Genomic DNA, 14,574 nt, shown 5'->3' with positions numbered 1-14,574 from the left:
CATGAAATTGGCCTTCAACCGGCTGTTCCGCTATAACGGCGGCATTGATTCCGTTTGAGAGATTGAGACCAGATTGACCGAGATTGTCCCCCCCGGCGGCCAAGGCCCCAGCGGCATCGAGCCCATCTCCATCGTCGAGGAAATGCAGCGATCCTATCTCGATTACGCCATGAGCGTGATCGTGTCGCGCGCGCTGCCTGATGTGCGCGACGGGCTGAAGCCGGTGCATCGCCGCATTCTGTTCGGCATGAACGAATTGGGCATCGACTGGAACAAGAAATACGTCAAATGCGCCCGCGTGACCGGCGACGTGATGGGTAAATTCCACCCGCACGGCAACGCCGCGATCTACGACGCGCTGGCGCGCATGGCGCAGGATTGGTCGCTGCGACTGCCGCTGATCGACGGACAGGGCAATTTCGGCTCCGTCGACGGCGATCCGCCGGCGGCCGAACGCTACACCGAATGCCGCCTGGAAAAGGCCGCGCATTCGCTGCTCGACGACATCGACAAGGAAACGGTCGATTTCCGCGACAATTACGACGGCACGCTCAGCGAGCCGGTGGTCATCCCGGCGAAATTCCCCAATCTGCTGGTCAATGGCGCGGGCGGCATCGCCGTCGGCATGGCCACCAATATTCCGCCGCACAATCTCGTCGAAGTCATCAACGCCTGCATCGCGCTGATCGACAATCCCGGCATGGAATTGCTGCAGATCATGGAAATCGTGCCCGGTCCGGATTTCCCGACCGGCGCCATGATCCTCGGCCGCGCCGGCGTCCGCCAGGCCTATGAGACGGGCAGGGGCTCCGTCATCATGCGCGGACGCGCCCGCATCGAGCCGATGCGCAACGACCGCGAGCAGATCATCATCACCGAGATTCCCTATCAGGTGAACAAGGCGACGATGATCGAGAAAATGGCCGAACTGGTGCGCGACAAGCGTATCGAAGGCATTTCCGATCTGCGCGACGAGTCCGACCGCGAGGGCTATCGCGTCGTCATCGAATTGAAGAAGGACGCCAATGCCGAGGTGATCCTCAACCAGCTCTATCGCTACACGCCGCTGCAGACCTCCTTCGGCTGCAACATGGTGGCGCTGAACGGCGGCAAGCCGGAGCAGTTGACGCTGATCGACATGCTCAAGGCCTTCATCGCCTTCCGCGAGGAAGTGGTGAGCCGGCGCACGAAGTTCCTGCTGCGCAAGGTGCGCGACCGCGCCCATGTCTTGGTCGGTCTGGCGATTGCGGTCGCTAATATCGACGAGGTCATCAATCTCATTCGCCGCGCGCCCGATCCGCAGACCGCGCGCGAACAATTGATGACCCGTCGCTGGCCGGCCCAGGACGTCGACTCGCTCATCCGCCTGATCGACGACCCGCGCCACCGGATCAACGACGACGGCACCTACAACCTTTCCGAAGAGCAGGCCCGGGCGATCCTCGATCTGCGCCTTCAGCGCCTGACTGCGCTCGGCCGTGACGAAATCGGCGACGAACTCAACAAGATCGGCGCCGAGATCAAGGACTACCTCGACATACTCAGTTCGCGCCTGCGCATCATGACCATCGTCAAGGACGAACTCGCCGCCGTGCGCGACGAATTCGGCACGCCGCGCCGCACCGAGATCGTCGAAGGCGGCCCTGATATGGACGACGAGGATCTCATCGCCCGCGAGGACATGGTGGTCACCGTGTCGCATGCCGGCTACGTCAAGCGCGTGCCGCTCGCCACCTATCGCGCTCAACGTCGCGGCGGCAAAGGCCGCTCAGGCATGTCCACCCGCGACGAGGATTTCGTCAACCGTCTGTTCGTGGCCAATACGCATACGCCGGTGCTGTTCTTCTCGTCGCGCGGCATCGTCTACAAGGAAAAGGTCTGGCGCCTGCCGATCGGTTCGCCGACGTCGCGCGGCAAGGCGTTGATCAACATGCTGCCGCTCGAACGCGGCGAACGCATCACCACGATCATGCCGCTGCCGGAGGACGAGGACAACTGGGCCAATCTCGACGTGATGTTCTCGACGACCCGCGGCACCGTGCGGCGCAACAAGCTTTCGGACTTCATCCAGGTCAACCGCAACGGCAAGATCGCGATGAAGCTGGAGGAAGACGGCGACGAAATCCTCTCGGTCGAAACCTGCACCGAGCGCGACGACGTGCTGCTGACCACGGCGCTGGGCCAGGCGATCCGCTTCCCGGTCGACGACGTCCGGGTCTTCGCCGGCCGCAACTCGATCGGCGTGCGCGGCATTTCGCTGGCGGATGGAGACCGGTTGATCTCCATGACCATTCTCGGCCATGTCGACGCCGACGCGTCGGAACGCGCGGCCTATCTCAAGCGCTCCGCCGCCGAACGCCGCGCCATGGGCGTGGATGAAGAGGATGTGGCGCTGGTGGGCGAGGAGGTCGGCGAAGTCGGCGATCTCAATGAAGACCGCTATCAGGAACTCAGGGCGCGCGAACAGTTCGTGCTGACCGTGTCGGAGAAAGGCTACGGCAAGCGCTCGTCATCCTACGACTTCCGCATTTCGGGCCGCGGCGGCAAGGGCATCCGCGCCACCGACACCTCCAAGACCAACGAGATCGGCCAGCTCGTCGCCGCATTCCCGATCGAGGACGCCGACCAGATCATGCTGGTCTCCGACGGCGGCCAGCTGATCCGCGTGCCGGTCGCCGGCATCCGCATCGCCAGCCGCGCCACCAAGGGCGTGACCATCTTCTCGACGGCCGCGGACGAAAAGGTCGTGTCGGTCGAGCGCATCAGCGAGCCGGAGGACGACGAGACGGCGAGCGAAGGCGCCGAGACGTCGACGCCGGCGGCCGAACCGGACGCCGAACCGAGCGCCGAATAAGCGCCGGGCACGACGCGACGAAATCGATGGCGGCCGGTCGACCGGCCGCCATTTTCGTCTCGACGCGGCGCTATATGGCCAGGCTCTGCCTCACGAGCGTCGCGTTCAGCCGGTGTCATCCAGCATGTTCGCCATCGCCCTGGCCGTCTGCGCATCGGCCGGGAAAAAACTCTCGATGACGATATCGGCGAGGGTGACATCCACGGCGGTGCCGAACACCGTCGTCGTGCTCAGGAATTCCAAACGGCCGATGCAGCTGTCGACGACGAGGGGTATGGCGATGGCCTGGTCTCCGCCATGGGGGGTGCGATCGCCGAGCGCATGCTTCGGCGTGGGATAGGATCGCAACTCGTCGAGCAGCGCGGCCAGCGCCGGATCGGCCGAGAGCTCGATGTCATGGGCGAGCCGCGCGAGGATATGGCTGCGCCATTGCTTGAAATTGACGATGCGCGGTGCGAGGCCGGCCGGATGCAGGCTGAGGCGCAGCACATTGATCTCGCCGGCAAGAAGGTCTTCGGAGACGCCTCGGGTCAGAACGTCCACCGCTCTGTTCGCCGAGATCAGCGTCCAGCGCCGATCGACCGCAAGGGCAGGGTGAGGCTCATGAGCCGTCAACAATCGATCAATGACGCCTCTGGCCGCCTGCAATTCGGGCGCCGCCAGCGCCCTTTCGCCGTAAGCAGGCGCAAAACCAGCGGCCAGCAGCATCGCGTTCTGCGCGCGTAGCGGCAGGTTGAGGCATTCCGAAAGCCGCAGGATCATGTCGCGGCTGGGCATGGATCGGCCTGCCTCGAGAAAACTCAGGTGACGCTGCGAAATCTCGACCTGCAGCGCGAGCTCCATCTGGCTGTAGCGCCGCCTCCGACGCCATTCACGCAACATCTGTCCAGTTTCGGTTTTCGGTCTCGTCATCGGTCCAGATTGGCTCCTGCCGGCAGATAAGCCTATTACTTCCGAGGTAATCGACGCCAGAACAAATTCCGCAAGAATGGCGGTCAGCGTTCGACCATTTCGGTCGTCGTCGGCAAGAGGAACATTCTCATGGACATTTTCAGACCACGTTTGACACTCGCCAATCTGCTCGTGATCGATGCGTTCACCTGCGCCGTCATGGGCGTTGCGCTCTGCTTGTTTCACGCGCCGGTCGGCGGTTGGACAGGCATTCCCGGGCCGCTGCTGTTTTGGGCCGGGGCGGCGCTGCTGCCGGTGGCGGCCTTCATGACGACGACCGCGCTGATATGGCCGGCGCCGTCGCGGGCGACGACGATCGCCATTGCGGGCAACGCTCTCTGGATCGTCGCAAGTCTGGCGCTGCCCATGTCAGGCGCCATTTCGCCCAATCCCATCGGCTGGGCGTTTCTCACCACCCAGGCCGTGTTTGTCGCAATGCTGACGATGGCCGAACACGCCGCGACAAGACCTGCGATCGCCGCCAACTGAAAGGATGTTACCGATGACCGCATATGCAGTCGCACATCTTCGCGCAATCACCGTCGACCAAGGCGTGGTCGACTATCTCGAGGGTATCGACGCCACGCTGGCGCCGTATGACGGTCGCTTCATCATCCATGGCGGTCCGAAAGAAGAGTTGGAAGGCCATTTCACCGACGACTTGATCGTCATCGCCTTTCCCGATCTCGACGCCGCGCGCGGCTGGTATCGATCGCCAGACTATCAGGCGCTTGCGCCGCTGCGCATTCAGGCGGCCGAAGGCGACGTCTTCCTGATCGACGGCGTCGATGCCGATCACAGGGCGACCGATATTCTCAAGGGCCTCGGAGTCGTTTGAACAAGGGTCGGCGACCGTGGCGGCAGCGGGACCGCAGCCGCCACGGCTCGATCGATACATTCTGTTCCATAATCTATCTTATCAGGATTAAGTCTGTAGCCGCAAAGTTAGAATATCCTGTTCCTGCAAAGTTGGAATGTCACACTCCCCGCATCTGAACAACGTCTGGGAGGCCACAATGGTCGATCGCGATGTCTTGCGTTTGAACGTCGCAACACCCTTTGCTCTTGCTGGTGAACGAGATCATTCTTCGATTTCCGTAATTTCTCCGTCACGCGGAACACGATGACGGCTCTGCGGATTATTCCGCACAGAACAATGGGGAGCGACATGCGGATGGACACCAAATTCGGTTGGAAGCTTCAGAGGCTGGCCAAGAAGCTGTGGTTTCGCGCCGCGCTCTATGCCTTGGCGGGATTGCTCACCGCGCTGTTCTCCGTGTTCTTCTCACCGGCCTTGCCGCCTTTCGTCAGCGCCAAGATCGGCGCGGATGCGGTCGACAATATTCTCACCATCCTCGCTTCCAGCATGCTCACCGTGACGACATTTTCCCTGTCGATCATGGTCACGGCTTTCGGCGCCGCCACCAACAACGGCACGCCGCGCGCCGCGGCTCTCGTGGCCGAAGACCCGACGACGCAGAATGTCTTGGCGACGTTTCTCGGATCGTTCCTGTTCAGTCTGGTCGGCATCATCGCCCTCAGCGCCGGCGCTTACGGCGAAGAAGGCCGGGCCGTGCTGTTCGTGGTCACGCTGGGGGTCATCGCCATCATCGTCGCCGCCATCTTGCGCTGGGTGGATCATCTTTCGGTGCTCGGCCGGGTCGGCGACACGATCGATCGCGTCGAACGCTCCGCCGGCCATGCATTGGAAGAGCGCCGCAGATATCCGTCGCTCGACGCCCTGCCCGCCTCGGCGCATGACCTGTTTGCGCCAGTCGACGCGATCATGATCCATGCGCCCGATATCGGCTATCTCCAGCATGTCGATGTGGCCGCGCTCGACGGCATCGGCGAAAAATTCGGAACCCGTGTGCACGTTCTCGCTATTCCCGGCGTTTATTGCGATCCCAGCCGCGCAGTGGCGTGGATTGCGAAAGCGGGCAACCACGGCGCCGACGAAGCGGAGATGACGGCCGCCATCGCGTCCGCTTTCACGATCGGCGCGATGCGTTCGTTCGAGCAGGATCCGCGATTCGGATTGTCGGTTTTGAGCGAGATCGCCTCTCGGGCTTTGTCTCCCGCAGTCAACGATCCCGGCACGGCCATCGACGTCATCGGCAGGCTCACCCGATTGTTTTGGCTTTTCAGGACTCTATCCGAGGAAGAGCGCCCCGGAAAACCTCGCTTTCAACATGTGACTGCGCCGACACTGTCTCTCGTCGACCTGTTCGAAGACGCTTTCGATCCCATCGCGCGCGATGGCGCCGGGCATTTCGAAATCCAGATCAGGCTGCAGAAGACCTTCAAGAGCCTGTCCGGCATCGATGCCGAGATGGCCGCCGAGGCGAAAGTCCAGTCGCGTCGCGCTCTGGCCTGGGCCGAGAGATCCATCGCCGTGGACGATCATCTGGCAAGGCTGCGGGACGCGGCCAGGCAAATCGAGGCGCTGGGCGCCGGTGCGGAGCGCTGAGCGACGCCGGCTGCCGTGGATGCGACCGCTGCATGCCGACATCGCTCGGCTTCATCCGAAACGAACGCGGACGGTGTTCGTCGAGACCGTCACGCCAGAGGCGCGCCGATGATGTCGATCTTGGCGCGGCGGCAGGCTTGCGTCAGCGCCTGGATCATGTCCGGCGTCGGCGCTTGTTGCGGCGGAAGGTCCTCGCGGTCGGCCGGTCGGCCCATCTCGATCAGCATGGATTCGAAATCGCCGCCTTTGGTGATGGTCAGGCAACGCGCGCCGAGTATGCTGTCGACCCGGAAGCGGTGTGGAACGCCCTTGGGCGCCGTCAGCGTGTCGCCGGCTCTGGCGATGACGATCTTGCCGCCGACTTCGAAGCGCATCACGCCTTCGAGCACATGGAAATATTCGTCTTCGCTCTGATGAATGTGCAGCGGCGGCGCTTCGCCATGGGGCATCCGGTGTTCGACGATGGACACGCCGTCCTGCGAACCGGACGTCCTGGCGCGAAGCGCGACCAGCGTGTTGCCGAACCAGAACATGTCGTTGTCGATCTCTTGCCGAGCGGCGATCTGCGGGGTCATGAAAAGTCCTCTCTCCTGGTAATCCAGCTTCCCTGTGAAGCCGGAGGCTTCCCGCCGGTGGACAATGGCGCCGGCGTCGAAGCGTGAGAAGAGATGTAGCCCGGGGTCCGGTGCGGCGCTGTCACGCGGGAAACAGGGCGCGCTAGGCGCCGTTTCAGGCGTGATGACGCCCGATGCGCGCCTGTTGCCGCTTTGTCGCACTCGACGGACGATACGGATAAATCGATCTCATGGGGTTGGCGGTTGCACCGACGTGGCCTATCGTGGCCTCCTCAATGATCAGCGGGAGGTTCGAAATGATGCATTTTACCCGTTCCGCGATGACGCCGGTCGTATCGGCCTGACGCGTCCCCGGCGCTTTTTCGGCGCCTCGAGGGCTTTGACGCCAACCAAATCCTTCTTGTGACCCCAATTCGCGCTTTGGCGCGAAACAGCGTTTTCTCTCGTATTTTCAGGAGCCGACTCCGGTCGGATCATCTCATGGCATTCGGACATACGGCCCGCACCGGCGGCGCCTTTCGCAGTGTTTTCAGTTTTTGTTTCGTTCATTGGCGCCGTCAGCCAGGTCGCGTCGGCTTCATGCTCACGACGGTGTTGCTGTCGACGCTCGCCGATGTCTTCACGCCGCTGTTTTCGGGGCGTCTCGTCGATGCGGTGGTCTCGGGCCGCGCCGATGATCCCGACGCATGGAACAGCGCCCTCGCCGCTTTCGGCTGGTTGATGGCGCTGTCGATCGGCGCGCTGCTGCTGCGACATGCGACGTTCATGGCGATCATCGGTTTTACGTTGCGCTCGATGAGCGATATCGGCCGCCAGTCGTTCCACCGCATCCAGCGTTTTTCCAGCGATTGGCACGCCGACAGCTTCGCCGGCTCCACCGTTCGCAAGGTCACGCGCGGCATGTGGGCGCTCGATCTGTTGAACGACACGGTGTTCGTGGCGCTGTTTCCCTCGGCCGTCATGCTGGTCGGCACGACGCTGATGATGACCTGGCACTGGCCGCTGATGGGCGGTCTGGTCGGGCTGGGATCGGTGATCTTCGTCACCTTCACGTCGCTGATGGCGCTGCGCTATGTCGCGCCGATGGCGAGTCTCGCCAATCGCTGGGACACTAAGCTCGGCGGCTCGCTGGCCGATGCCGTCACCTGCAACGCGGTGGTGAAAGCCTATGGCGCGGAAGCGCGCGAAGACCGCCGCCTCGCCGGCGTGATCGACAAATGGCGCGACCGAACCGGCCGCACCTGGACGCGCGGCACGCTGAACGGCACGCTGCAGGCCGCCCTGCTCGCAGCTCTCCGCGCCGGCGTTCTCGGCCTCGCTCTGTGGCTCTGGGCCAGCGGCCAGGCCAATGCAGGCGACATCACCTTCGTCCTGACCTCCTTCTTCATCCTGCAGGGCTATCTGCGCGAAGTCGGCATGCATATCCGCAATCTGCAGCGCTCGGTGAACGACATGGAGGAACTGGTCGCCATTCACGCCCAGCCGCTCGGCGTCGTCGATATCGCCGGCGCCAAACCTCTGGCCGTCAGCGCCGGCCGGATCGACTTCGACTGCGTGAATTTTCACTATGGCAGGCATTCCGCGCCGCTCTATCGTGATTTCTCGGTGACGATCCGTCCGGGCGAACGCGTCGGCCTGGTCGGCCATTCGGGATCGGGCAAGACAACTTTCGTCAAGCTGATCCAGCGGTTGCACGACGTGACGGGCGGTGAGATCCGCATCGACGGTCAGGACATTTCTCAGGTCGCGCAGGCGTCGCTGCGCCAGCAGATCGCCATCGTCCAGCAGGAGCCGATCCTGTTCCACCGGTCGCTGGCGGAGAACATCGCTTATGCACGGCCGGACGCGACACAGGCCGAAATCGAGGCTGCGGCGCGGCTCGCCAGCGCCCATGACTTCATCTCGGCGCTGTCGCATGGCTATGGCACGCTGGTCGGCGAACGCGGCGTGAAGCTGTCGGGCGGCGAGCGCCAGCGGGTCGCCATCGCCCGCGCCTTCCTCGCCGATGCGCCGATCCTGATCCTGGATGAAGCGACCTCCAGCCTCGACTCCGAATCCGAAATGCTGATCCAGCAGGCGATGGAGCGGCTGATGCAGGGGCGCACGACGCTCGTGATCGCCCACCGACTGTCGACGGTGCGGGCGCTCGATCGGCTCTTGGTGTTCGATCACGGCCGGATCGTCGAGGAAGGGGATCACGCCAGCCTGGTGCGGGTGAAGAACGGCATCTATCGCGGCCTGTTCGAACGGCAGGCGCTGGAACTGACCAAGGGGCTGGTTCTGGAGGCGTAAGAGCTTGCCCCTCGTCCCGCTCAGATGATCAGGTTCGCCACCAGCTCATTGTCGGTGATGTCCTCGAAGCCGAGGCCGGCGCTGTCGAAACGCTCCATCAGCCCGACGAAATTGTCCTTGTGGCTGGTCTCGATGCCGATCAGGATCGAGCCGAAATTGCGGGCGGATTTCTTGAGATATTCGAACCGGGCGATGTCGTCGTCGGGGCCGAACAGATTGAGCAGATCCTTGAGCGCGCCCGGGCGCTGCGGCAGGCGCAGGATGAAGTATTTCTTCACGCCGGAATAGCGCATCGCCCGTTCCTTGACGTCGGGCAGGCGCTCGAAATCGAAATTGCCGCCGGAGACGACGCAGACCACCGTCTTGCCGGCAAGCGCATCGGCGCCGATCTGCTCGAGCGCAGCGATCGACAGCGCGCCGGCCGGCTCCAGCACCACGCCTTCGACATTCAGCATTTCGATCATCGTGGCGCAGATGGCGTTTTCCGGCATCAGCATCACCTGGCGCGGATCGAAGCGTTCGAGCGCGGCGAAATTGAGGTCGCCGATGCGGGCCACGGCGGCGCCGTCGACGAAATTGTCGACCTTGGGCAGCGTCAGGATGGCGTGCGCCTCGAGGCTCCGCTTGAGGCTCGGCGCGCCCGAGGGTTCGGCGAACAGAAAGGCTTCGCGCGGCAGGCGATCGCCGAGAAATCCGGTCACGCCCGCCGACAGCCCTCCTCCGCCCACGGGCATGATCACAAGGTCAGGCAGCCTGCCGTCCGGCATCTGCTCGATGATTTCGGCGCCGACGGTCGCCTGTCCCTCGATGATGTCCTCATGGTCGAAAGGCGGCACCATATAGCCGTTGGTCTGTTCGGCATGGGCGCGGGCGGCGGCGTAACATTGGTCGAAGAAGTCGCCGATCAGGCGGATCGTGATGAATTCGCCGCCGAACATGCGGGTCTTGTCGATCTTCTGCTGCGGCGTGGTCACCGGCATGAACACGACGCCCGGCACCCCGAAATGCCGGCAGACAAAGGCGAAGCCCTGAGCGTGATTGCCCGCCGAAGCGCAGACGAAGGTGGTGTCGCCCTCGCCGCGTGCGATCACCTTGCGGAAGAAATTGAACGCGCCGCGGATCTTGTAGGAACGGACCGGCGACAGATCCTCGCGCTTGAGCCAGATCTCGGCGCCGAAACGGCGCGACAGATGATCGTTGAGCTGCAAGGGCGTGGCGGGAAAGAGTTCGCGCATCGCCTCGGTGGCGTTCAATACATGCTCTGGGGTCACTGGCCTGGTCCGGTTGTCTCGCGTTCGGTGTCTATGTCACGCGAATGACGCCCTGAAAAGCCGAAAACGGCGCATCCGTCCGGATACGCCGTTTTCTTGATTATCACAGTCAACTTAAATCGGATCGAGATCGCCCCTCGCCCAGTTCTCCTGCGTCTCGGCCATGAAATCCGCAAAGCGGCCTTCCTCGATCGATTTGCGGATGCCGCTCATCAGGTCCTGATAATAGCTGAGATTGTTCCAGGTCAGCAGCATGCCGCCGAGCGCCTCATTGGAGCGGACCAGGTGGTGTAGATAGGCGCGGGAATAATCGCGCGCCGCCGGGCAAGACGATTCCTCATCCAGCGGACGCATGTCCTCGGCATGGCGGGCGTTGCGGATGTTGACCTTGCCGCGACGGGTGAAGGCCAAGCCGTGGCGGCCAGACCGGGTCGGCATCACGCAATCGAACATGTCGATGCCGCGCGCCACCGATTTCAGCATATCGTCTGGTGTGCCGACGCCCATGAGGTAACGCGGCTTCTCAGTGGGCAGATGCGGATTGACCGTCTCGATCATCTCCAGCATCACATGCTGCGGCTCGCCCACGGCGAGCCCGCCGATGGCGTAACCCTTGAGATCCAGCGCCTTCAGCGCTTCGGCGCTCTTGACGCGCAGCGCCGGCTGGTCCCCGCCCTGCACGATGCCGAACATCGCCTTGCCCGGCTGGTTGCCGAAGGCGACCTTGCAGCGCTCCGCCCAGCGCACCGACATTTCCATGGCGCGCTCGATTTCCTTGGGCTCGGCCGGCAGCGCCAGGCATTCGTCGAGCTGCATCTGGATATCGGAGTCCAGCAGCCCCTGGATCTCGATGGAGCGTTCGGGCGACATGTGGTGCAGCGAGCCGTCGAGATGGCTCTTGAAGGTCACGCCCTTCTCGTCGAGCTTGCGCAGGCCAGACAGCGACATCACCTGGAAGCCGCCGGAGTCGGTGAGGATCGGCTGCGGCCAGCGGATCAGCTCATGCAGGCCGCCGAGACGCGCGACGCGCTCCGGGCCGGGCCTGAGCATCAGGTGATAGGTGTTGCCCAGGATGACATCGGCGCCGGTGTCGCGCACCTGGTCGAGATACATGGCCTTGACCGTGCCGACGGTGCCGACCGGCATGAAGGCCGGCGTACGGATCGTGCCGCGCGGCATGGTGATTTCGCCGCGCCGCGCCTTGCCGTCGGTCTTGAGAAGCGTGAATTTAAACTCTTCGTGCATCAGTTTTTCCGTGTCAGCAGGCTGGCGTCGCCATAGGAGTAGAAGCGGTAGCCGGTGTCGATGGCGTGCTCATAGGCTTTTCTCATCGTCTCCAAGCCTGAAAAGGCGGAGACGAGCATGAACAGCGTCGAGCGCGGCAGGTGGAAATTGGTCATCAACCGGTCGACGATCTTGAAGCGGTAGCCGGGCGTGATGAAGATGTCGGTCGCGCCAGACCAGGCGGCGATCGAGCCGTCGTCCTTGGCTGCGCTTTCAAGGAGACGCAGCGAGGTGGTGCCGACCGCCACGATCCGGCCGCCTTTGGCGCGCGCGGCGTTCAGCCGGTCGGCGGTCGCCTGATCGATATGACCGATCTCGTGATGCATCTTGTGCTCGGTCGTGTCGTCCGCTTTGACCGGCAGAAATGTCCCTGCCCCGACATGCAGCGTCACGAAGGCGCGGCCGACGCCCTTTTCATCAAGAGCGGCAAACAGTTCCGGCGTGAAGTGAAGCCCCGCGGTCGGAGCCGCCACCGCGCCCTCTTCCCTTGCGTAAATCGTCTGGTAGTCTTTGCGGTCCTGCGCGTCCTCGGGACGTTTGGAGGCGATATAGGGCGGCAATGGAATATGGCCGACCGCAGCGATCGCTTCGTCCAATGCCGGGCCCGAGAGATCGAAGGTCAGGGTCACCTCCCCCGCATCGCCTTTGTCAGAGACGACGGCGCCGAGGCTGCCGGCCAGGCAAGCATTATCGCCGTCATGGCCGAATTCGATGCGGTCGCCCTGCTTGATGCGCTTGCCCGGCCGGGCGAACGCTTTCCAGGAAGACGGGCTCACGCGCATGTGCAGGGTGGCGGAGACCGAGCCGATATTTTCTCCGCGGACCCGCCGTCCCTCGAGCTGCGCCGGAATGACCTTGGTGTCGTTGAACACCATCACGTCGTCGGGGCCGAGCTGGTCGACGAGATCCTTCACGATCAGGTCCTGAAATCCCTCTCTGGCGGGATCGACGATCAGCAGGCGCGCGGCGTCGCGCGGCTCGGCCGGTCTGAGGGCGATCCGCTCTTCGGGGAGTTCGAAATCAAACAGGTCTACGCGCATAGTCCATCCAAACGAAAACCGCCCCCGCGCATAATCGCGGAGGCGGCCTGTGTCCATCAAAAACGAGAATCAGGCGGCGATGTCGGCCGCGACCTTCATCGAGACGATCTCGTCGGGATCGACCACGGGCTCGCCGCGCTTGATCTGGTCGACGAAGTCCATGCCCTCGATGACCTGGCCCCAGACGGAATACTGCTTGTTGAGCCAGGGGGCGTCTGTGAAGCAGATGAAGAACTGCGAATTGGCCGAGTTCGGATTCTGCGAACGCGCCATCGAGCAGGTGCCGCGAATGTGGCTGATCGCCGAGAATTCAGCCTTCAGGTCGGGCTTTTCGGAGCCGCCCATGCCGGCGCGGGCCGGATTGAAGGAGGCGCCGCCCTTCTTGCCGAATTTCACGTCGCCGGTCTGGGCCATGAAATCGGTGATGACGCGGTGGAAGACAACGCCGTCATAGGCGCCTTCGCGAGCCAGTTCCTTGATGCGCGCGACGTGGCCGGGAGCGACCTCCGGCAGAAGCTGGATGACCACTTTACCTTTGGTGGTTTCCATCACGATGGTGTTTTCCGGATCCTTGATCTCGGCCATGGGTTTTCTCCTTGTTGAATTCTTACTTACCGACAGTGACCTTGATCATCCGGTCGGGATCGGTGACCGAGCCGTTGTTGGCGTCGTCGCCGCGCTTGATCTTGTCGACATTCTCCATGCCGCTGACGACCTTGCCGACCACGGTGTACTGGCCGTTGAGAAAGTCGCCCGGCGCAAACATGATGAAGAACTGCGAATTGGCGGAATTGGGGTCCTGCGAACGGGCCATGCCGACGGTGCCGCGTTCGAAGGGAACGCTGGAAAATTCGGCCTGGATGTCCGGAAGGTCCGAACCGCCCATGCCGGCGCGCTGCGGTTCGAAGTTCTTCGTCATATTGCCGAACTGCACATCGCCTGTCTGGGCCATGAAGCCTTCGATGACGCGGTGGAAGGCGACATTGTCGTATTCGCCCTTGGCGGCGAGCGCCTTGATCTGCTCGACATGCTTCGGCGCCACCTCGGGCATCAACTGGATGACCACGGGGCCGTCCTTGAGCTGGATCGTCAATTCGTTCGGGTTGGCGCTTGCCGCGCCGGCGAGGCCGAGAGCGAGCACGAGGCCGGCGGCGAGAGTTTTGAAGAGGTTCATGGGGTCTCCCTATAGATGCTTGTGTTCAGAACGCTCAGGACGCGCGCCGAGCCCGCAGCGCCGCAAGGACGGGCCTCGGCACGAAAGCGCTGACGTCGCCGCCCATCGCCGCGATCTGCCGGACCAATGTGGCCGTAATCGGTCTGGTCGTCGCGCCCGCCGGTAGAAAGACGGTCTGAATATCCGGCGCCATCTGCCGGTTCATGCCCGCCATCTGCATTTCGTAATCGAGATCGGTGCCGTCGCGCAAACCCCGGATCAGCATTTTGGTTCCATGAGCGCGCGCCGCGTCGACGACGAGATTGTCGAAAGCGACCACCTCGATATCGGCGAGGCGGCCCGGCAAGGTCTCGGTGAGAGATTGTCGGATGAGTTCGGCGCGTTCGTCGAAGGAAAACATCGGCGCCTTGCCTGGATGAACGCCGATCGCGATCACGACCTTCGGCGCGATCGCAAGCGCCTGGATCAGAACGTCCAGATGTCCATTGGTCAGGGGATCGAAAGAGCCGGGATAGAAGGCCGTGGTCATGTCGCCATCCAGGAGAATATGGGCCGCCTTTTGTCATGGAACTCCGGGGGGCGCAACCGGTTTCCGGCCAATTCACGAAACTGAACGCTGGATGAACGGCCTATTCAGGGCGATTTCAGGGGGCGCATGGTTAT

The 14,574-nt window shown here is 63.1% G+C and carries 13 protein-coding genes; 5 read left to right on the top strand and 8 right to left on the bottom strand.

What is annotated here, in order from left to right; all coding sequences use genetic code 11:
* Positions 1-73: 73 nt before the first annotated feature.
* Positions 74-2,854 (top strand): DNA gyrase subunit A, encoded by a 2,781-nt coding sequence (gene gyrA, locus OCK01_RS00255; RefSeq protein WP_263822195.1) that lies wholly within the window; start codon positions 74-76, stop codon positions 2,852-2,854.
* 105 nt (positions 2,855-2,959) lie between these two features.
* Here gyrA and OCK01_RS00250 read toward each other — a convergent pair whose 3' ends face one another.
* On the bottom strand, positions 2,960-3,766 hold the full coding sequence (locus OCK01_RS00250; RefSeq protein ID WP_263822194.1) for a helix-turn-helix domain-containing protein: 807 nt from the start codon (positions 3,764-3,766) through the stop codon (positions 2,960-2,962).
* Positions 3,767-3,895: 129 nt separating this feature from the next.
* Between OCK01_RS00250 and OCK01_RS00245 the strand changes: the two genes are divergently transcribed.
* The 3 genes from OCK01_RS00245 (at position 3,896) to OCK01_RS00235 (ending at position 6,275) form a co-directional block, all read left to right on the top strand.
* On the top strand, positions 3,896-4,294 hold the full coding sequence (locus OCK01_RS00245) for a hypothetical protein (RefSeq protein WP_263822193.1): 399 nt from the start codon (positions 3,896-3,898) through the stop codon (positions 4,292-4,294).
* 13 nt (positions 4,295-4,307) lie between these two features.
* Positions 4,308-4,643, top strand: a complete 336-nt coding sequence (locus OCK01_RS00240) for a DUF1330 domain-containing protein (protein ID WP_263822192.1) — start codon at positions 4,308-4,310, stop codon at positions 4,641-4,643.
* 330 nt (positions 4,644-4,973) lie between these two features.
* Positions 4,974-6,275: a DUF2254 domain-containing protein gene (locus tag OCK01_RS00235; protein ID WP_263822191.1), complete on the top strand. Its 1,302-nt coding sequence runs from the start codon at positions 4,974-4,976 to the stop codon at positions 6,273-6,275.
* 89 nt (positions 6,276-6,364) lie between these two features.
* On the opposite strand, the gene OCK01_RS00230 is transcribed toward OCK01_RS00235, so the two are convergent.
* Positions 6,365-6,850 (bottom strand): cupin domain-containing protein, encoded by a 486-nt coding sequence (locus tag OCK01_RS00230; RefSeq protein ID WP_263822190.1) that lies wholly within the window; start codon positions 6,848-6,850, stop codon positions 6,365-6,367.
* A 480-nt stretch (positions 6,851-7,330) separates the two neighbouring features.
* On the opposite strand from OCK01_RS00230, the gene OCK01_RS00225 reads away from it, so the two are divergent.
* Positions 7,331-9,142: an ABC transporter ATP-binding protein gene (locus OCK01_RS00225; RefSeq protein WP_263822189.1), complete on the top strand. Its 1,812-nt coding sequence runs from the start codon at positions 7,331-7,333 to the stop codon at positions 9,140-9,142.
* A gap of 20 nt (positions 9,143-9,162) precedes the next feature.
* Here the strand turns inward: OCK01_RS00225 and ilvA are convergent, their stop codons facing one another.
* From ilvA to coaD, 6 genes are all read right to left on the bottom strand, one after another.
* Positions 9,163-10,413 carry a threonine ammonia-lyase gene (gene ilvA / locus OCK01_RS00220; RefSeq protein WP_263822188.1) on the bottom strand — a complete coding sequence of 417 codons (1,251 nt, stop codon included), beginning with the start codon at positions 10,411-10,413 and terminating at the stop codon, positions 9,163-9,165.
* Positions 10,414-10,527: 114 nt separating this feature from the next.
* On the bottom strand, positions 10,528-11,658 hold the full coding sequence (gene tgt / locus OCK01_RS00215; protein WP_263822187.1) for a tRNA guanosine(34) transglycosylase Tgt: 1,131 nt from the start codon (positions 11,656-11,658) through the stop codon (positions 10,528-10,530).
* A complete protein-coding gene (gene queA / locus OCK01_RS00210) occupies positions 11,658-12,737 on the bottom strand; it encodes a tRNA preQ1(34) S-adenosylmethionine ribosyltransferase-isomerase QueA (RefSeq protein ID WP_263822186.1) in 1,080 nt (359 codons plus the stop codon). Before queA ends, tgt begins: the two co-directional genes overlap by 1 nt.
* A gap of 69 nt (positions 12,738-12,806) precedes the next feature.
* Positions 12,807-13,322, bottom strand: coding sequence for a peptidylprolyl isomerase (locus OCK01_RS00205; protein WP_263822185.1), 516 nt, complete (start codon positions 13,320-13,322; stop codon positions 12,807-12,809).
* Positions 13,323-13,344: 22 nt separating this feature from the next.
* Positions 13,345-13,911 (bottom strand): peptidylprolyl isomerase, encoded by a 567-nt coding sequence (locus OCK01_RS00200; protein ID WP_263822184.1) that lies wholly within the window; start codon positions 13,909-13,911, stop codon positions 13,345-13,347.
* 34 nt (positions 13,912-13,945) lie between these two features.
* On the bottom strand, positions 13,946-14,440 hold the full coding sequence (gene coaD / locus OCK01_RS00195; RefSeq protein WP_263822183.1) for a pantetheine-phosphate adenylyltransferase: 495 nt from the start codon (positions 14,438-14,440) through the stop codon (positions 13,946-13,948).
* Positions 14,441-14,574 lie beyond the last annotated feature (134 nt).

The sequence above is a fragment of the Rhizobium sp. TRM95796 genome, assembly GCF_025779995.1.
In the GTDB taxonomy this organism is placed as follows: domain Bacteria; phylum Pseudomonadota; class Alphaproteobacteria; order Rhizobiales; family Rhizobiaceae; genus Rhizobium_E.
This window is presented reverse-complemented; position numbering and strand designations above follow the sequence as displayed.